General features: G+C 60.3%; 22 protein-coding genes (1 of these 22 running past the window's edge). 13 read left to right on the forward strand and 9 right to left on the reverse strand.

The features are described 5' to 3' along the window. A protein-coding gene (locus PSAKL28_RS17655) for a hypothetical protein (RefSeq protein WP_038612949.1) crosses the window boundary here: on the forward strand, window positions 1-128 show its final stretch. 154 nt of this gene lie to the left of the window's left edge; the window shows 128 of its 282 coding nt (coding positions 155-282); its start codon lies beyond the left edge, outside the window; it ends in the stop codon at window positions 126-128. 64 nt (window positions 129-192) lie between these two features. Here the strand turns inward: PSAKL28_RS17655 and PSAKL28_RS17660 are convergent, their stop codons facing one another. Together PSAKL28_RS17660 and PSAKL28_RS17665 are read right to left on the reverse strand one after the other, a co-directional pair. Beyond that, entirely contained in the window at window positions 193-2,001 is a 1,809-nt protein-coding gene (locus PSAKL28_RS17660; protein WP_038612951.1) for an aminopeptidase P family protein, read from the reverse strand. A gap of 56 nt (window positions 2,002-2,057) precedes the next feature. Next, on the reverse strand, window positions 2,058-3,218 hold the full coding sequence (locus PSAKL28_RS17665) for a cysteine desulfurase family protein (RefSeq protein WP_038612953.1): 1,161 nt from the start codon (window positions 3,216-3,218) through the stop codon (window positions 2,058-2,060). Between the two features lie 254 nt (window positions 3,219-3,472). On the opposite strand from PSAKL28_RS17665, the gene PSAKL28_RS17670 reads away from it, so the two are divergent. Both PSAKL28_RS17670 and PSAKL28_RS17675 read left to right on the forward strand, forming a co-directional pair. Beyond that, window positions 3,473-4,582, forward strand: a complete 1,110-nt coding sequence (locus tag PSAKL28_RS17670) for a DUF3182 family protein (RefSeq protein ID WP_038612954.1) — start codon at window positions 3,473-3,475, stop codon at window positions 4,580-4,582. Further along, on the forward strand, window positions 4,569-5,339 hold the full coding sequence (locus PSAKL28_RS17675; protein ID WP_038612956.1) for an alpha/beta hydrolase family protein: 771 nt from the start codon (window positions 4,569-4,571) through the stop codon (window positions 5,337-5,339). Before PSAKL28_RS17670 ends, PSAKL28_RS17675 begins: the two co-directional genes overlap by 14 nt. Here the strand turns inward: PSAKL28_RS17675 and PSAKL28_RS17680 are convergent. Next, window positions 5,315-5,698 carry an antibiotic biosynthesis monooxygenase gene (locus PSAKL28_RS17680; protein WP_038612959.1) on the reverse strand — a complete coding sequence of 128 codons (384 nt, stop codon included), beginning with the start codon at window positions 5,696-5,698 and terminating at the stop codon, window positions 5,315-5,317. The genes PSAKL28_RS17675 and PSAKL28_RS17680 overlap by 25 nt on opposite strands. An 88-nt stretch (window positions 5,699-5,786) precedes the next feature. Here PSAKL28_RS17680 and soxR point away from each other — a divergent pair, with 88 nt between their 5' ends. Continuing rightward, a complete protein-coding gene (soxR, locus tag PSAKL28_RS17685; RefSeq protein WP_038612961.1) occupies window positions 5,787-6,257 on the forward strand; it encodes a redox-sensitive transcriptional activator SoxR in 471 nt (156 codons plus the stop codon). A gap of 33 nt (window positions 6,258-6,290) precedes the next feature. On the opposite strand, the gene PSAKL28_RS17690 is transcribed toward soxR, so the two are convergent. Further along, complete coding sequence (locus tag PSAKL28_RS17690; protein WP_038612963.1) at window positions 6,291-7,268, reverse strand: GlxA family transcriptional regulator; 978 nt, start codon at window positions 7,266-7,268, stop codon at window positions 6,291-6,293. A gap of 106 nt (window positions 7,269-7,374) precedes the next feature. Here PSAKL28_RS17690 and PSAKL28_RS17695 point away from each other — a divergent pair, with 106 nt between their 5' ends. Then, window positions 7,375-7,944, forward strand: a complete 570-nt coding sequence (locus PSAKL28_RS17695; protein ID WP_038612965.1) for a cysteine hydrolase family protein — start codon at window positions 7,375-7,377, stop codon at window positions 7,942-7,944. Here PSAKL28_RS17695 and PSAKL28_RS17700 read toward each other — a convergent pair. Continuing rightward, on the reverse strand, window positions 7,941-8,504 hold the full coding sequence (locus PSAKL28_RS17700) for a helix-turn-helix domain-containing protein (protein WP_038612967.1): 564 nt from the start codon (window positions 8,502-8,504) through the stop codon (window positions 7,941-7,943). The two genes, PSAKL28_RS17695 and PSAKL28_RS17700, sit on opposite strands and share 4 nt — an antisense overlap. An 83-nt stretch (window positions 8,505-8,587) precedes the next feature. Between PSAKL28_RS17700 and PSAKL28_RS17705 the strand changes: the two genes are divergently transcribed. The 7 genes from PSAKL28_RS17705 to PSAKL28_RS17735 all read left to right on the forward strand — a co-directional run bounded on the left by PSAKL28_RS17705 (window position 8,588) and on the right by PSAKL28_RS17735 (window position 15,745). Further along, on the forward strand, window positions 8,588-9,535 hold the full coding sequence (locus tag PSAKL28_RS17705; protein WP_038612969.1) for a DMT family transporter: 948 nt from the start codon (window positions 8,588-8,590) through the stop codon (window positions 9,533-9,535). A gap of 149 nt (window positions 9,536-9,684) precedes the next feature. After that, window positions 9,685-12,600: a monovalent cation/H+ antiporter subunit A gene (locus tag PSAKL28_RS17710; RefSeq protein ID WP_038612971.1), complete on the forward strand. Its 2,916-nt coding sequence runs from the start codon at window positions 9,685-9,687 to the stop codon at window positions 12,598-12,600. After that, entirely contained in the window at window positions 12,600-12,944 is a 345-nt protein-coding gene (locus PSAKL28_RS17715; RefSeq protein ID WP_010224297.1) for a Na+/H+ antiporter subunit C, read from the forward strand. Before PSAKL28_RS17710 ends, PSAKL28_RS17715 begins: the two co-directional genes overlap by 1 nt. Next, window positions 12,941-14,623 (forward strand): monovalent cation/H+ antiporter subunit D, encoded by a 1,683-nt coding sequence (locus PSAKL28_RS17720; protein ID WP_038612974.1) that lies wholly within the window; start codon window positions 12,941-12,943, stop codon window positions 14,621-14,623. The genes PSAKL28_RS17715 and PSAKL28_RS17720 overlap by 4 nt, the downstream gene beginning before the upstream one ends. Beyond that, window positions 14,620-15,108: a Na+/H+ antiporter subunit E gene (locus PSAKL28_RS17725; RefSeq protein ID WP_038612976.1), complete on the forward strand. Its 489-nt coding sequence runs from the start codon at window positions 14,620-14,622 to the stop codon at window positions 15,106-15,108. Before PSAKL28_RS17720 ends, PSAKL28_RS17725 begins: the two co-directional genes overlap by 4 nt. After that, window positions 15,105-15,383, forward strand: coding sequence for a K+/H+ antiporter subunit F (locus PSAKL28_RS17730; RefSeq protein ID WP_038612978.1), 279 nt, complete (start codon window positions 15,105-15,107; stop codon window positions 15,381-15,383). The genes PSAKL28_RS17725 and PSAKL28_RS17730 overlap by 4 nt, the downstream gene beginning before the upstream one ends. Next, the gene (locus tag PSAKL28_RS17735) at window positions 15,380-15,745 is read left to right on the forward strand and encodes a Na+/H+ antiporter subunit G (RefSeq protein WP_038612980.1); all 366 of its coding nucleotides are present in this window, start codon (window positions 15,380-15,382) and stop codon (window positions 15,743-15,745) included. Before PSAKL28_RS17730 ends, PSAKL28_RS17735 begins: the two co-directional genes overlap by 4 nt. Window positions 15,746-15,748: 3 nt before the next feature. On the opposite strand, the gene PSAKL28_RS17740 is transcribed toward PSAKL28_RS17735, so the two are convergent. Then, window positions 15,749-15,958 (reverse strand): hypothetical protein, encoded by a 210-nt coding sequence (locus tag PSAKL28_RS17740; RefSeq protein ID WP_038612982.1) that lies wholly within the window; start codon window positions 15,956-15,958, stop codon window positions 15,749-15,751. Then, a complete protein-coding gene (locus PSAKL28_RS17745) occupies window positions 15,955-16,425 on the reverse strand; it encodes a hypothetical protein (protein WP_038612983.1) in 471 nt (156 codons plus the stop codon). Before PSAKL28_RS17745 ends, PSAKL28_RS17740 begins: the two co-directional genes overlap by 4 nt. 317 nt (window positions 16,426-16,742) lie before the next feature. On the opposite strand from PSAKL28_RS17745, the gene PSAKL28_RS17750 reads away from it, so the two are divergent. Further along, entirely contained in the window at window positions 16,743-16,955 is a 213-nt protein-coding gene (locus tag PSAKL28_RS17750) for a hypothetical protein (RefSeq protein ID WP_038612985.1), read from the forward strand. An 8-nt stretch (window positions 16,956-16,963) separates the two neighbouring features. Here PSAKL28_RS17750 and PSAKL28_RS17755 read toward each other — a convergent pair whose 3' ends face one another. After that, complete coding sequence (locus PSAKL28_RS17755) at window positions 16,964-17,179, reverse strand: hypothetical protein (protein WP_038612987.1); 216 nt, start codon at window positions 17,177-17,179, stop codon at window positions 16,964-16,966. Between the two features lie 169 nt (window positions 17,180-17,348). Beyond that, window positions 17,349-17,753: a TraR/DksA family transcriptional regulator gene (locus PSAKL28_RS17760; RefSeq protein WP_038612989.1), complete on the reverse strand. Its 405-nt coding sequence runs from the start codon at window positions 17,751-17,753 to the stop codon at window positions 17,349-17,351. Window positions 17,754-17,813 lie beyond the last annotated feature (60 nt).

The following is a 17,813-nucleotide window of genomic DNA, read 5'->3' on the forward strand; positions in this document are numbered from 1 at the left end:
CCTGCGGCGAAAAAGGCTACAAGGTGATTGCCCGCTCTGGCGACGACGACGCGGAGTCCGGTGACTTCCTTTTCGGACTCAACCCGGCCGGATACACCAGTCGCAGCATGATCGTCATCTGCAAATAAAGAACATTCAGCACAAAGGGCAGCCAGATGGCTGCCCTTTGTGCTTACGCCGATACCTTCAGGATCAGAGCGCTTGAGTGCGCGCCTGCAGCCATTGCAGCGCTGCCCCATCAAGCAGTGGTGCAAGACGCTCTCGCACCTGTTGATGGTAGTCATTGAGCCAACTGCGCTCCTGCTCGCTCAACTGCTCCGGCAGCAGGCAGCGAGTGTCGATCGGGCACAGCGTCAGGGTTTCGAACTCAAGGAAGTCGCCAAACTCGCTGCTCCCCGCTTCACGGTTGAAAACCAGGTTCTCGATTCGTACCCCCCACTGCCCTGGACGGTAGGTGCCCGGCTCGATTGAGGTAATCATTCCGGCCTGCATCGCTGTCTGCGGTGCCGTTGCCGCCTGGTAGGCAATGACCTGTGGTCCTTCATGCACATTCATGAAGTAACCGACACCATGCCCGGTACCATGACCATAATCGACCTGGTCGGCCCAGATCGGCGCCCGGGCGATGGCATCGAGCAACGGTGAAAGGATGCCTCGCGGGAAGCGCGCACGTGACAGTGCAATCACGCCCTTGAGCACCCGGGTACAGTCCCGTTTCTGCTCAAGGCTTGGTGTGCCCACTGGCACCATGCGGGTGATATCCGTGGTACCGCCCAGATACTGCCCACCCGAATCAATCAGCAGCAAGCCATCGCCTTCAATACGTGCATGGGACGCTTCGGTCGCACGGTAGTGCGGCATGGCTCCGTTGGCATTGAAAGCGGCAATGGTCGAAAAGCTCAACGACACGAAACCGAGGCGACGGGCACGGGCAGCGCTGAGCTGCTCATCGATGGTCAGCTCAGTAACCAGCTCACGCCCCAGCGCGGCCTCGAGCCAGGCAAAGAACTCACATAAGGCTGCACCATCCTGCTCCATGGCATTGCGGATGTGGGCCAGGTCCTGCGTACTTTTCTGCGATTTGGCCAGGGTCGTGGGGTTGATACCTTCGACCAAACGTACTTCAGTCGACAAACTGTCAATCAATCCCTGGGTAACCCGCGCCGGATCGATCAGCAGGCTATCGCCGCCCGGAACGGCGGCCAATGCCGCATGGATAGCCGTGTAATCGCGCACTTCAATGCCATCGGCCTCGAGCACTTGGCACAGCGATGCATCCAGCTTGCTGAGCGCAACAAAGAGGATCGCCTTATCCTGGCCGACCAGTGCAAAGGATACGAACACCGGATTGTAGGAGACGTCACTGCCACGCAAGTTGAACAGCCAGGCGATATCGTCAAGGGTGGCAATGAAGTGCCAATCGGCGCCACGTTCGCGTAGCGTCTGGCGCAGCCGGGCAAGTTTTTCGGCGCGACTCACCGTCGCTTCGGGCGGCAGGTGCTGGTACACCGGGTTGCCTGGCAACTCTGGACGATCATTCCAAACCTGGGCAAGCAGGTCGCTCTTTGTCAGTAGGCGTGCATTGCGGGCAGTAAGGCGCTCGGCCAGCTGGCGCGCCGAAGCCAACGCCATGACCGCACCATCAACCGCTACCGCACCGCCCTCGGGCACTTGTTCGGCCAGCCAGTCCAGAGGACCCGGCTTGCCCGGCTGCAACTTCATCAACTGAATACTGCTACCGGCCAACTCTTTCTCGGCCTGCTCCCAATATCGGCTATCAGCCCACAGGCCTGCGAATGCTGGCGTAACAATCAAAGTGCCTACCGAGCCCTGGAAGCCGGACAACCATTGCCGGCCTTGCCAATACTCTGGCAGGTACTCGGAAAGATGCGGGTCAGCCGACGGCACCAGCAGGGCGTCGACCCCTTCCCGATTCATCACCTGGCGAATCGCTGCCAGGCGTGCGTTCACCGCTCCCTGCGTTGAAGACTGACTGTTCATGCTGACTCCTGCTACCACGGCATCCGTTGTTGTAGCCGCAGATAATGGAGCAGGCTTCAGCCCCCGGCAACCGCCCAGAAAGGTTGCGACTGTAACGAGGCTTTGATTGCCACTGCAGCCTGATCGACATCCTGCTCCCGGGTATAGCGCCCAAGGCTCAAGCGCATGGTCTGGCGCGCAAACTGCGGTGTAAGCCCCAATGCCAGCAACACATGCGAGGGCTTATTGCTGGACGAGTTGCAGGCCGAGGTCGAAGAGAACGCCAGGCTATCGGCCAGGGTCGCAAAGTGCGGACTCTCGCCTTTGAAGGTCAGGCTCAGGGTATGGTCGATGCGCTGCACAGGACTACCGTTGATCTGAAGTCCGGAGATTTCACCAAGAGCTTCAAGCAAGCGCTGGCGCAACTGGCCAATGCGCTGCGCTTCGTCTGCCTGCAGATCACCCGCCAGGGCAAACGCCGCGCCCATACCGACAATCTGATGGGTGGCCAGCGTTCCTGAACGCAAGCCGCCCTCGTGTCCGCCACCATGAATCTGCGCGTGAAGCAACGGCCGGGCGCGCTCACCGACATACAAGGCGCCGATCCCCTTGGGCCCGTAGACCTTATGGGCCGAGAACGACATCAGATCTACAGGCAACTGCCTCAAGTCGATACCGACCTTGCCGGCCCCCTGGGCAGCATCCACATGCAGCAACGCGCCATGATCACGAACAAGCTGGCCGATTGCAGCAACATCATTGACGGTGCCCAGCTCATTGTTGACCAGCATCAGTGAGACCAGCACGGTGTCATCGCGCAGCACCGCAGCTACAGCCTCAGGGCTGATCAGGCCCTGGGCGTCAGGGGCCAGACGCGTCACGGCAAAGCCTGCCTGCTCCAGTTGAAAAACGCTATCAAGCACAGCCTTGTGTTCGATCTGGCTGGTGATGATATGGCCTGCCCGGTACCCCTGGGCAACGCCTTTGAGCGCAAGGTTGTTGGACTCGGTAGCCCCCGAAGTCCAGACAATCTGCCCGGCCTCGGCACCGACCAGCGTGGCAACCTGGACACGCGCCTGTTCCACAGCCACGCGTGCTTGCTGACCATAGCGGTGCGACCCGGATGCCGGATTGCCAAAGTTGCCCGAGGCACCAAGGCACTCGACCATCACCTGGATGACTCGCTCGTCGACAGGTGTCGTGGCGGCGTAGTCGAAATACAACGGGAAGCTGTTCATTGCTGCAGGCTCTCTGGTTGTCCATGCCTAGTAAAGAAGACGCTGCTTTTATATGCGCAGGCAAGCATTGACTCTATTGTGCCTCACAACCTATTAGAACAATAAATTATCAATAAATATATTTATATAACTCAAAATCAATTTCGCTTCAGTTCTAGTGAACTTCCGAGCCCTCAGGCCTTCACAACATTACAGTCCTTGCATGGGGAATTACCTCATGCCTGGACGACCTGACGTCGCCGAGGAACTCGCCCATGCCCCGTTCGACCGACCACAAGCAAGGCGTCGTGCTGCTCGATACCCGCCAGCACACACCCGAACACGAACACATCGTGCACCTGAAGCTTGCCGAACGCTTGGCGCAGTTGCTCGATACACAGGTGGTTGTGCCAACCCACCTTCCAACCGCACATGACAACTTCTATTACCTACCCACCGAAACCCTGATCGATCCCGCCCGTTATCAAGAAATCGGCATTGCCTCGGCCCAGGACCTGTTCGGTGGTGTGGTGGCCAGACCCTACATGGCCACCAAAGCCATTTCCCACCCCTTGCCCGCCAATGCCCGCTATCCGCTAGGCTGGACCGATGACTTTGCGCGTCAGGCCAGTGATGCCTTGCTGCGCGGCTACACGGCGTTCAGCCTGGAGGACGCTGCGCATGCAGCCGCACTGTTGCTGCGTGACGGCCCATTACGGATCAAACCGGTTCGCGCCACGGCAGGCAGAGGGCAAACCATGGTCACATCGATGGCGGAGGTCGAACAGGCACTTACCGGCCTTGATGAGAAAGAGCTCGCGCTCTGGGGGCTTACCCTGGAAGAGAACCTGACCCAGGTGCAGACCTTCAGTGTCGGCCAGGCTCTGGTGGCTGGCATCCTGTGCAGCTACTACGGCACCCAGCAGTTGACTCACGACCATAGCGGCGAAGAAATCTACGGTGGTTCGGACTTGGTGCTGGTACGCGGTGACTACGACACTTTGCTGCAACTCGGGCTCGAAGACGCTCTGCGCCTCGCCATCACGCAGGCCAGAACCTATGAGCAGGCGGCCTTGCAGAACTTTCCCGGTTTTATCGCTTCACGCCGCAACTATGACGTCGCCCGGGGCCTGAACTGTGAGGGCAGACCGCGTAGCGGCGTGCTCGAGCAATCCTGGCGCATCGGCGGTGCCAGCAGCGCCGAAATCCTGGCCTTGCAGGCATTTGCAGCGGGCCCTGCACTGACACGCCTGCGCGCCTCGACCCATGAAGTCTTTGGCACACCCGACCTGCCTGCCGATGCGACCATTTTCTATCAGGGGGATGACAGTGAACTCGGAAGAGTCTGCAAATATGCACGGTTACGCGACTATGACCATCCATAGCGAGCCCATCGAGATCCACGTCGACGATGAGACAATTGTCGCAACCATCGTCAGTCCTGGCGACAAGGTGCCGGGCATTCTCTTCGTTCACGGCTGGGGCGGTAGCCAGCAGCGCGACCTGGCCCGCGCCAAGCAGATCACTGGCCTGGGTTGCGTGTGCATGACCTTCGACTTGCGCGGCCATGAAAAAACCGAGAGCCAGCGCCTGAGTGTCACTCGTGAGCAGAACCTGGCAGATCTGCTGGCTGCCTATGACCGACTGGTCAGCCATCCTGCCGTCGACACTCGTGCGATTGCCATAATCAGCAGCAGTTACGGGGGCTACCTGGCGACCTTGTTGACCGCCTTGAGACCAGTCAAGTGGCTGGCCCTGAGGGTGCCGGCGCTGTACTGGGACGATGACTGGACAATGCCCAAGCACGGCCTTGATCGCCAACGTTTGAACGACTATCGCCGACGCCCGCTGGGGCCCGCCGATAATCGCGCCCTGGGGGCCTGCGCCGAATTCGCCGGTGACGTGCTGCTGGTCGAGTCGGAGCAGGACGATTATGTCCCGCACAGCACGCTGATGAGTTACCGCTCAGCGTTCGTCAGCGCCCATTCCCTGACCCATCGCATCGTTGACGGTGCTGATCACGCGCTATCCAGCGACCGCAGCCAGAAAGCCTACAGCTCGATTCTCGGCGCCTGGATCAGCGAAATGGTCATCGGTGCCCGCCTGGACCACTACCCTCACCACTCGCCCTGGTATTCCTGAGCGACCGGCAGCTGACAATGCAGTCCCTCCGTCGCGCTACGTGACAAGCTGCTCAAGGTCTGGAAAGCGGCGAAATTCACACCTTTGGCCTGATGCTGCTGAATCAATTGCAGGAAGGGTTCCTGTGCAAAGCTGCTGGCCGCCGCCTCCCAGGCGCTACGCGACTGCCATTGCAGGTACTGCAGTACACGGCAGCCATCGACACTGGCCTGGATGCTCGCACCAAGCAAGCCCGAATGGCGCAGTACCAGCGCTTCACTTCGCTCGTTCAGCGCCTGGGCCAGAGCATGCTGACGCTCTGGCATCACCTCGAATTCGATCATCTGGATAAAGCACAAGCTGCGCTCTGAAACCATCATCGGCATTTTCTCCCTGCCATTGAACTTGCGACGCGACGGCAGGCAGGGTAAAACCTCTAGTTAACTCAAGGTCAAGAGATTTATCACCATGCCTCAACCTTGCACCGCCGAGAAGATCATGACCGTCGGCCAGCTGGCTGCCCGCAGCGGGGTTGCGGTCACCGCCCTGCACTTCTACGAAAGCAAGGGGCTGATCCACAGCACCCGCAGCAGCGGCAACCAACGGCGCTACCCCCGTGAAACCCTGCGCCGGGTGGCGGTGATCAAGATGGCGCAGCGCCTGGGTATCCCTCTGGCGACCATTCATACTGCATTGCAGACACTGCCCGTGGGGCGTGCGCCCAGCGTCACGGACTGGCAACGGTTGTCCGAGCAATGGCGCCAGGACCTGACCCGGCGTATCGACAAACTGCTGGTGCTGCGCGACCAGCTTGATGGCTGCATTGGCTGCGGCTGCATGTCGCTGCAGAGTTGCCCGCTGCGCAATTGTGATGACCAGTTGAGTGAGCACGGACCGGGTCCGCAGTTACTGGAGCCCGGACCGGAAGCAGCCGATTAGGCCAGGTTCAGGACCAGCCCCCAGCAAGCAGGATCAGCCGATACTGCCCGCCACCCGCCGCCGATAGTCACTGGGCGCAAGCCCGGTAACCTTGTGGAAGACCTTGCGAAAGGCACCCGGGTCTTGATACCCCACTCCCCAGGCGATCTGGTCGATGCTGCGGTTGGTGAACTCGAGCATCCGGCAAGCACGTCCAACCCGCACCTGCTGGCAGTACTCGGTAGGCTTGAGGCCCGTGGCGCTGCGGAACCGACGCAGAAAAGTACGCGATTCCAGGCCTGCGCAATCAGCCATGACTTTCAGGCTCACATCCCGCGCACCGCTGCTTTGCAACCAGTGCTGAACCTTGAGCACCGCTTCGTCGCCATGATCCAGGCGCGGACTGAAAACACTGCCGGGAGCGCTGCCACTCACGCGCTCCACCGCAAGGAACCGTGCAGTCTCGGCAGCCAGGGTCTCGCCCAGGTAACGCTCAACCAACCTCAAACCCAAGTCTGTCCAGGCCATCAGTCCGGCTGAGGTAATGATGTCACCGTCATCGAGCAGTGGCAGATTGGCCTCGACTTTTACTGCCGGGAAGCGCTCAGCCAGGGATTGAGCGAAATTCCAGTGAGTCGTGGCTGGCCGTCCATCGAGCAGGCCGCTGGCGGCAATGAAAAACACCCCGACACACACCGACACCAGCAAGGCGCCATCGCGATGCCACTGGCGCAGATCCTGGCGATAACGTTCGAGTAATTCAGGGGACGGCGTCTGGGTCAGGCTCGGCGGAATGATCATTACCCGCAGCCGATGGTGCCCCCCTGGGTGGCTATCGAACACCGCTGTCAGCTGCTGAGCTGTGGTTTCGCTCCAATGACTGATACGCAGCTCCGGGCGCTCCAGCGCACCCAGTTCATGACGCAGGCGATTGGCGATAGCGAACAGGTCGGTTAACCCATGCACCGCTGCCGCCTGTGCGCCAGGGTAGACCAACAGACCGATTTCCAGCGTGTCGCAGCCTTTTGTCATTGTCAGTTTTTCCCGCCAATTTGTCGTTCGCGCCAATCTGCAAGCCTAGCGCTCAAGCCTATAACTATCACCAGGCCACAACCACTCACCCATAGAGGCTTTTGAAATGAGCAAGCACGCCCTGATCATCATCGACATTCAGAATGACTACTTCCCAGGTGGCAAGTGGACTCTGGATGGTGCCGATCGCGCCGCCGACAATGCCGCCAGAATTCTTGCCGCAACCCGGGCCAAAGGTGACCTGGTGGTGCATGTGCGCCATGAGTTCGAATCGGCTGATGCACCGTTTTTCACCCCGGGATCAGAAGGTGCGCAGATCCACCCCAAGGTTGCCGCGCTGGCAAGTGAACCCGTCGTGCTCAAGCATAAAGTCAATTCGTTCCTGAACACTGAACTCAAGGCGCTGCTGGACGAGCACAAAGTCGAAGCGGTGACGGTGATCGGCAGCATGAGCCATATGTGCATTGACGGCTTCACCCGTGCCGCAGCCGACTTCGGCTATACCGTCACAGTGATCCATGATGCCTGCGCCAGCCGAGACCTGGAATTCAATGGTGTGGCCGTGCCTGCCGCCCAGGTGCATGCGGCCTACATGGCTTCACTGGCATTCGCCTATGCCCAGGTGATCACCACCGAGGACTATCTGTCTGGCAACCACCGCGATGCGGCCAACTAGATCACTACGTTGCGCACAAAGCGCGTAGCCACCTCGCCATCGTTGCGATAGGCATGAATGCAATTGCTGGCATAACTGAAAAAGTCACCGGCCCGGAGCACGTGTTGCTGATCGCCGATGGCAAGGGTCAGGCAACCCTCGGCCACATACAGTTGCTCACTCCAGCCATCGGCGTCAGCTTCGCATTGATAAACCTCGCCCGGCTCCAGTCGCCACTCCCACAGCTCCACCTCGCGACTGGCGACCGAACTGGCCAGCAAAACCGCGCGGCTGCCGGGATGGACCCCGGCCCAGGCCAGCTCGTTGATACGGCTCGGGTCGCGGTTGTCAGGGGCCTGGATCAGATCGGTAAAGGCCACTCCCAGCGCCTCGGCGAGGCGATCCAGGGTGGTCAGGCTGACATTGTTCTCCCCGGCCTCGATGGCCACAAGCATGCGTCGGCTGACGCCGGACTTTTCTGCCAGAGCATTCTGACTGAGTTCAGCGGCGTGGCGCAGGCGACGAACGTTTTGGCTGACATGTTGCAGCACCGAGGCGCGCTGGCTGGAATGTTTGTGCACTATATTGCTCACCAATAGTATTTGCGCAGTATACTGCCCACTTCGCCGCAATTGTGCGTCGCCCTTCTTCCGTGTGCAAGGCCATGACTTCCATTAACCGCGCAGATCGCCCTTCCGTTTCGTTCCGGCTGAGCAGGGCCGAACTGGTCCTGGTGTTTATCACCATGCTCTGGGGCGGAACCTTCCTGTTGGTACATAACGTCATGACCGTCAGCGGACCGATGTTCTTTGTCGGCCTGCGTTTTGCCGCTGCCACCCTGTTCGTCGGCCTGGTCTCGGCCCGTGCTTTGTCGGGACTGACTGCTACCGAATTCAAAGCCGGCGTACTGATCGGGATCTCGATCATGCTCGGCTATGGCTTGCAAACCTATGGACTACAGACCATCAGCAGCAGCCAGTCGGCCTTTATCACTGCCTTGTACGTGCCCTTTGTGCCTTTGCTGCAATGGCTGGTACTGGGCCGGCGTCCAGGCCTGATGCCAAGCCTGGGGATTGGCCTGGCCTTTGTCGGCCTGATGTTGCTGGCTGGCCCGGAAGGCGGCTCGCTGCAGTTGAGTACCGGCGAGATCGTCACGCTGGTCAGTGCCGTGGCAATCGCCGCGGAAATCATCCTGATCAGCCGCTATGCCGGCAAGGTCGATGTACGCCGGGTCACAGTGGTGCAACTGGCAACGGCCTCGGTGCTGTCGTTCTTGATGGTGCTGCCTACCCAGGAACCACTGCCGGATTTCTCCTGGCTGCTGCTGCTCAGCGCCCTGGGTCTTGGCGCCATGAGCGCGGTCATTCAGGTGGCCATGAACTGGGCGCAGAAATCGGTTTCACCGACCCGGGCAACGCTGATCTATGCAGGCGAACCGGTCTGGGCCGGTATCGTTGGACGCATCGCAGGCGAGCGCTTGCCGGGTATCGCGCTGTTTGGCGGGTTGCTGATTGTCATTGCCGTGATCGTCAGCGAACTGAAAATCAAACGCCGGGAACAGGCGCCCAACGTACTTGAAGCGCCTGAACAAGGACAAGAAGCGGGGCTGTAGAGGCCAAAACCGGTCTATCCTTTGAAAAAAACTGTTATAAAAAAAACGTTTGATACAGCGCCTTTGTAGAATTCTGCCACAGCTTCTGTGTTGGTGATCGACGGTACGCCACGTATGATCCCTTACAAACTCCTGCAGATTAGAAATCTATGTCCTTGATAGTGCTACTGCTTCTGCCGTTCATCGGCAGCTGCCTGGCGGCTGTCTTGCCGCACAACGCCCGCAACAGCGAGTCGTTGCTTGCCGGGCTCGTCGCTCTGGTCGGTACCGTCCAGGTAGCCCTGCTGTACCCGCAGATTGCCCATGGAGGGGTGATCCGCGAAGAATTTCTCTGGCTGCCGAGCCTGGGCCTGAACCTGGTCCTGCGCATGGACGGCTTTGCCTGGCTGTTCTCCCTGCTGGTGCTGGGTATCGGTACCCTGGTGTCGTTGTATGCGCGCTACTACATGTCGCCGCAAGATCCGGTACCGCGGTTCTTCGCTTTTTTCCTGGCGTTCATGGGCGCAATGCTCGGCCTGGTGATCTCCGGCAACCTGATCCAGATCGTATTCTTCTGGGAACTGACCAGCGTTTTCTCGTTCCTGCTGATCGGCTACTGGCATCACCGCGCCGACGCCCGCCGCGGTGCCTACATGGCCCTGATGGTCACCGGTGCTGGCGGTTTGTGCCTGCTGGCGGGGGTGCTGCTGCTCGGCCATGTGGTTGGCAGCTATGACCTGGACAAGGTCCTCGCTGCCGGTGAGCTGATTCGCAATCATGCCCTGTATCCCGTCCTGCTCCCCCTGATTCTCCTCGGCGCCCTGAGTAAAAGCGCACAGTTCCCCTTCCACTTCTGGCTGCCACATGCCATGGCTGCGCCGACGCCAGTTTCGGCGTACCTGCATTCGGCGACCATGGTCAAAGCCGGGGTATTTCTCCTGGCACGTCTGTGGCCGGTACTTTCCGGCAGCGAAGAATGGTTCTGGATCGTCGGCGGCGCCGGGGCCTGCACCCTGTTGCTGGGTGCTTTCGCGGCCATGTTCCAGAACGATCTCAAGGGCCTGCTGGCCTATTCGACCATCAGCCATCTGGGGCTGATCACCCTGCTGCTGGGGCTGAACAGCCCGTTGGCGGCAGTGGCGGCAGTGTTCCATATCCTCAACCATGCCACCTTCAAAGCCTCGCTGTTCATGGCTGCAGGCATCATCGACCACGAAAGCGGCACGCGTGATATCCGGCGCCTTAGCGGCCTGTTCCGGCTGATACCGTTCACTGCGACCCTGGCCATGGTGGCCAGCGCCTCGATGGCCGGGGTCCCGTTGATGAACGGCTTCCTGTCCAAGGAAATGTTCTTCGCCGAAACCGTGTTCATCAACTCCAGCGCCTGGATCGAAGCCGCCCTGCCGGTAATCGCCACCCTGGCCGGCACGTTCAGCGTGGCCTACGCCTTGCGCTTTACCGTCGATGTGTTCTTCGGCCCGCCGGCCACCGACCTGCCCCATACCCCGCACGAGCCGCCGCGCTGGATGCGCGCGCCGGTCGAGTTGCTGGTGCTGACCTGCCTGGTGGTCGGCATGTTTCCGGCCCAGTCGGTCGGACCGCTGCTGGCTGCCGCCGCGCTGCCGGTAGTGGGCGGTACGCTGCCTGAATACAGCCTGGCGATCTGGCATGGCTGGAATGCGCCGCTGATCATGAGTCTGATCGCCATGAGCGGCGGCATCCTGCTCTACCTGCTACTGCGTAACCAGCTCAAGCTGGGCCGCTTCCCTTATCCGCCACTGATCGAACGATTCAATGGCAAGCGTCTGTTCGAACACGGCCAGGTGCAGCTGATGCGCATGGCCCGCCGCTTTGAGCGCACCATGACCACCCGGCGCTTGCAAAAGCAGCTGTTCATGCTAGTGCTGGTAGCGTTCCTGGCAGGCCTGCTGCCGATGCTGCAAAGCGGCCTGAGCTGGGGTGACCGGCCGAAAATCCCGGGCTCCGGGGTGTTCGTCACGCTCTGGCTGATCGCTATTGCCTGCGCCCTGGGCGCCGCCTGGCAAGCCAAGTACCACCGGCTGGCAGCCCTGACCATGGTCAGTGTCTGCGGCCTGATGACCTGTATCACCTTCGTCTGGTTCTCGGCACCGGACCTGGCCCTGACCCAACTGGCGGTTGAAGTGGTTACCACGGTACTGATCCTCCTCGGCTTGCGCTGGTTGCCACGACGTATCGAGGGGGTTTCGCCTTTGCCTGGCAGCCAGGAGCAGGCACGCCTGCGGCGCCTGCGCGACCTGATTCTTGCAGTGCTGGTGGGTACCGGGATGGCGCTGCTGTCCTATGCGATGCTGACGCGCCCGACCCCCAACGACATTTCTTCGTTCTACCTGAGCCGCGCTCTGCCCGAGGGCGGCGGCAGCAACGTGGTCAATGTCATGCTCGTCGACTTCCGCGGATTCGACACCCTGGGTGAAGTGACCGTGCTGGTTGCCGTGGCGCTGGCGGTGTTTGCCCTGTTGCGGCGCTTCCGTCCTCCCCGCGAGAGCATGCAACTACCGGCCCAGCAACGCCTGCTGGCACCTGACGTGGTCACCGATCTGGTCAACCCGCGTCAGGCTGCCGACACGGCGCTGGGCTTCATGATGGTTCCGGCGGTGCTGGTGCGCCTGCTGCTGCCAATTGCCCTGGTGGTATCGATGTACCTGTTCATGCGCGGACACAACCAACCCGGCGGTGGTTTTGTCGCGGGACTGGTGATGTCGGTGGCCTTCATCCTCCAATACATGGTCGCAGGCACCCAGTGGGTGGAAGCGCAAATGAGCTTGCGTCCGTTGCGCTGGATGGGTACCGGCTTGCTCTGCGCCACCCTCACTGGCGGCGGCGCGATGCTGCTCGGCTACCCCTTCCTGACCACGCACACCGCACACCTGCATCTGCCGCTGCTGGGCGATATCCATTTCGCCAGTGCATTGTTCTTCGATGTCGGCATCTTCACCGTGGTGGTCGGTTCGACCCTGTTGATTCTTACTGCCCTGGCTCACCAGTCGGTGCGCGGACACCGTCCGGCCAGCCAGCCCAAAGCCACCCAGACAGGAGCCGCCTGATGGAAGAAGTCATCGCAATCGCCATTGGTGTACTCGCTGCCTCCGGGGTCTGGCTGATCCTGCGCCCGCGAACCTTCCAGGTGGTGATGGGCCTGTGCCTGCTGTCCTATGGCGTCAACCTGTTCATCTTCAGCATGGGTAGCCTGTTCATCGGCAAGGAGCCGATCATCAAGGATGGCGTGCCCCAGGACCTGCTCAACTATACCGATCCCCTGCCCCAGGCCCTGGTGCTTACCGCCATCGTCATCAGCTTTGCCATGACCGCACTGTTTCTGGTGGTGCTGCTGGCATCGCGCGGGCTGACCGGCACCGACCACGTGGACGGCCGGGAGCCCAACGAATGAGTTTCATGAATCAACTGATTGTTGCGCCGATCCTGCTGCCGCTGCTCACTGCGGCACTGATGTTGCTGCTGGGCGAAAAACGCAGGCCCCTCAAGGCCCGCCTTAACCTGTTCTCCAGCCTCCTGGGGCTGGCAATCTCGATTACCTTGCTGCTGTGGGTCCAGGCCCAGGGGCAAGCCAGCTCGATTGGTGTTTACCTGCCGGGCAACTGGCCGGCACCGTTTGGCATCGCACTGGTGGTTGACCGACTTTCGGCATTGATGCTGGTGCTTACCGGGATCGTCGGTGTCAGCGCACTGATTTTCGCCATGGCCCGCTGGGACGGCGCCGGGGCCAGCTTCCACGCGCTGTTCCAGATTCAGCTGATGGGCCTCTACGGGGCATTTCTGACTGCCGACCTGTTCAACCTGTTCGTATTCTTCGAGGTACTGCTGGCGGCGTCTTACGGTTTGCTGCTGCACGGCTCCGGGCGGGCGCGAGTCAAGGCCGGCCTGCATTACATCGCCATCAACCTGTTCGCCTCGTCGCTGTTCCTGGTCGGTGCCGCGATGCTCTATGGTGTCACCGGCACCCTGAACATGGCCGACCTGGCCCTGAAAATCCCGCTGGTGCCGGAAGCCGACCGCGGCCTGCTGCACGCAGGTGCTGCTATCCTGGCCACGGCCTTCCTGGCCAAGGCCGGGATCTGGCCGTTGAACTTCTGGTTGGTGCCGGCCTACTCCGCCGCCAGCGCACCCGTGGCGGCGCTGTTCGCAATCATGACCAAGGTTGGCATCTATACCGTGCTACGCCTGTGGACGTTGCTGTTTTCCGGTCAGGCGGGCGCCTCATCCTTCTTTGGTGGCGAATGGCTGGTCTATGGCGGCCTGGCAACGCTGGGCTGCGCAGCCGTGTCGATCCTTGCCGCCCAGCGCCTGGAGCGTATGGCGAGCATAAGCATCCTGGCTTCGGCGGGCACGCTCATGGCGGCCATCGGCTTTGGTCAGACCGCATTGACGGCCGGGGCGCTGTTCTACCTGGTCAGCTCAACCCTGGCTTTGTGCGCCCTGTTCCTGCTGGCCGAGCTGATCGAGCGTTCGCGCTCGGCCAACGAACTGCCACTGGATGACGACGACTGCCACCCTTCACCGCTCGAATCCTTGCACCCACCGAAAGGCATCAACCTCGATGACGAACAGAAGGCCGTCATCGGCCAGGTGATCCCCTGGACCATGGCCTTCCTCGGTTTGAGCTTTATCGCTTGTGCGCTGCTGATCATCGGCATGCCGCCACTCTCAGGCTTTATCGGCAAGATCAGCCTGATTGCTGCACTGTTCAATCCCCAGGGTCTGGGCACCACCCCCGAGCAACCGCTCTCGATCCAGGGCTGGACCCTGGTAGCGCTGCTGATACTCTCCGGCCTGGCCTCGTTGGTTGCCCTGGCCCGCGTCGGCATCCAGCGCTTCTGGACACCTCAGGATCGCCCCTCGCCGGCACTGCGTCGCTATGAGTGCATTCCCATCGTGGTTCTGCTCGGGCTGTGTATCGCCTTGAGCATACGCGCTGAACCGCTGCTGCGTTATACCCAGGACACCGCTGCAAGCCTTCAGGACCCTGAGCAATATGTCAGCGCGGTGCTCGCTACCCGGCCAATCCCCGGCCCCACCAGCCAGGCCGCCAGCGCACAGGTGCAACCATGAGACGCCTGTTTCCCGCTCCGCTGCTGTCGTTGTCCCTGTGCCTGTTGTGGTTGCTGCTGAACCTCTCGGTAAGCCCGGGCAACCTGTTGCTTGCTGTCTTGCTGGGCGTGTTTGCGCCACTGCTGATGGCACCGTTGCGGCCCGTGACAGTACGCATCCGCCACCCCTGGACGGTCCTGCGCCTGATCATGCGAGTCGGCATTGACGTGCTGATCTCCAACCTGCAAGTGGCTCGTGGGGTCTGGTCTGCCAAGCGTCGTGCGCCGCGTTCTCGCTTCGTGCATATTCCACTGGACCTGCGCGACGCCCACGGCCTGGCGGCGCTGTCGATGATCACCACGGTGATCCCCGGCACTATCTGGTCGGAGCTGGCACTGGATCGCAGCATCCTGCTGCTGCATGTATTCGACCTGGACGATGAAGCGCAATTTATCGAACACTTCAAACAGACCTATGAACGTCCGCTGATGGAGATCTTCGAATGACTGGCCTGCTTGCCAATGCCATTCTCGCCAGCCTGTTCATCTTTGCCCTGGCCATGGCCCTGACCCTGTTCCGGCTGTTTCGCGGCCCTTCGGCCCAGGACCGGGTTCTGGCGCTGGACTACCTGTACATCCTGGCGATGCTGATGATGCTGGTACTGGGTATTCGTTATGCCAGCGACACCTACTTCGAGGGGGCACTACTGATTGCCTTGTTCGGCTTCGTCGGCTCGTTTGCCCTGGCCAAATTCCTGTTGCGTGGCGAGGTGATCGAATGAATAACCTGAACGAACTGCCTTTCTGGGTCGAGTTGCTGGTTGCCGCATTACTGTTACTGAGCAGCCTGTTCGCCCTGAGCGGGGCGGTGGGCTTGATCCGCCTGAAAGCGTTCTTTCAGCGCATGCACCCGCCGGCCCTGGCCTCGACCCTGGGAACCTGGTGCGTCGCACTGGCCTCGATCCTGTATTTTTCGGCGCTCAAGCAAGGGCCTGTGCTGCATGCCTGGCTGATCCCGATCCTGATGGCAATCACGGTGCCGGTGACCACCTTGCTGTTGGCACGCGCTGCACTGTTTCGCAAGCGCATGGCTGGTGATGACGTGCCAGAGGAAGTCAGTAGCGGGCGTGATCGTGGCCACTAAGCGCTATTGGGTCAGCGCCTGCAGTTCGCGGCGGACCATGGCTGCATACTCAGGCGGGCTCAACTGATACAACTGGCTGGCCACCCAATCGAACCAGCGCCCCTGCAGCCGCTCACGTTGCGCAAGCCACTGCTCGGCTTGCTCACGGGCCTGGGCCTGATGCCGCGCATGAAAATCGGCACGCCCCAGTGAGGCATCATCCGGCTCGCTCACTCGCTGGCCTTGAACGTGGTCAGCTCGCCTTTGCGCCATTTCGCCGCCTTGCCGGTGGCAGCCTTGAGGATCTTGCCCAGGCCTTCCTGCAGTTGCTCGTGAGCAGCAAAGATCATCACCACGCCCTGGCCTTCACGCAGGACGATGCCCTCACCTTCAGGTACCGAAACAAACGCATAATCACCCAGACCGTAGACGGTAAGTTTGATATCACGGAAACGAACTTCCAGCTTGCCACCTTCGCGACTGGGCAATACCGCAGCGCGGAAATGATCACCGACCTTGAGTTCCAATCGCTGCTTGTCATCGACAACCAGCGCGGTTTCAGTGTCGATTTCGGCCATGTACAGGCCTTCCGCGTTCTGTTCGGTGACATAAACAAAACGCGATTGAAACTGTTTGACCAGTTTGGCCCGAAGATCGCCAAGCACAAACAAGGCGTGTGTATCCAGATTACTGACTGCCAATGAAGAATTCCTCAAACCGATTACACGACGCCTCCCCACAGGAACAGCATGGCTCCGTGAAGGCAACGTCACTTCAATGTCGAAGTCTGAAAGACTAATGGGTATAAGCACGAAGCGTCTGTGCGGGCGGGTGCTGCAGCCTGAAGGATTCGTCATCCTTGCAGGCCAGCCAAAACCTCACGACAGGCATTCGGCGGATTTCCGTCAACGGAAACGTACTTTCTGACATCAAAACTGCCAGGAAAATGCGATAGATACATCCAGGCCCCTCGGCAGAACGGGCCCCCGGATCAATCTACATATCACAGGGAAGGAATATGCACGAAAATACCGAAATCCGTCGAGAGGCAAGCAACATTTCTTACCTCAATATTACAAACCAAGGTTCAAGCGCGCATAGCACGCGCTACATCGTGGTGCCTGCCGGGGTCAACTTCTTCCACATCACCGAGCACACTACCGGGCAAGTGAAAGGTTTTCGCTGCCGACACATCGATGCCTGCGAACTGGCGCGAACACTGGAGCGTTGAGCCCGCCTTCAAACAGCCTGGCGTACTGCTCCAGGCTGTTGCTTGCCGCGTAATTGCTCCAGCCATGCAAGCCGGCATTCCTCAGCCTCATCACGGCTGGCGAACGCAGTGCCACGCCGCTCGCCATTGACCAGCACTACCCAACAAACACGCTTGCCAACCGTTTGCAGGGACGCAGGAACGCCACTGCCAATCATCACGGCGACATCGACTCGGCTATCCATCATTCCCTCCGGAATTTAATTAGCAACCTAACGATATCACCATCATACGCCCGCTTCCGCGGCGGAAAAAGCTATTGCCGGTATAGCTGTATTGCATCGCAAGCAACAAACAGACGAAAAGCACCAAGGCCCCGAGGATCGCTCCGCGGGGCCTTGGAAAGGCTGGCTGTCAGGCCTGACGCTGGTGCTTGTCGATCTGCTCGTGACGCTCCTGAGCTTCGATGCAGTACTTGGTGGTCGGACTGATCAGCAGGCGCTTGAGGCCAATTGGCTCACCGCTGTCGTCACACCAACCAAAGCTGTCGTCCCTGATTCGCTCCAGGGCCATCTCCAGTTGTGGCAACAGGCGCTGGTCGCGATCGATAGCGTTGACCAACCAGGTACGTTCTTCTTCAACAGAGGCGGCATCTGCAGGGTCAGCTGGAGTGTCCAGACTCTCGATAGCTATGCGGCTCTGTTCGATGCGCTCCTGGGTCTCGATTTTCATCGACTGCAGCAACTTGGTGAAGAACGCATGTTGCTCGGCGTTCATGTAGTCATCGGCCGGCATGGCCAGCAACTTTTCCTTGGTCATCGATTTCTCTATGAAAATAACGTGCATTTAAGCGATTGGATTGCCATCACCGACAGTTCG

Source organism: Pseudomonas alkylphenolica, assembly GCF_000746525.1.
In the GTDB taxonomy this organism is placed as follows: domain Bacteria; phylum Pseudomonadota; class Gammaproteobacteria; order Pseudomonadales; family Pseudomonadaceae; genus Aquipseudomonas; species Aquipseudomonas alkylphenolica.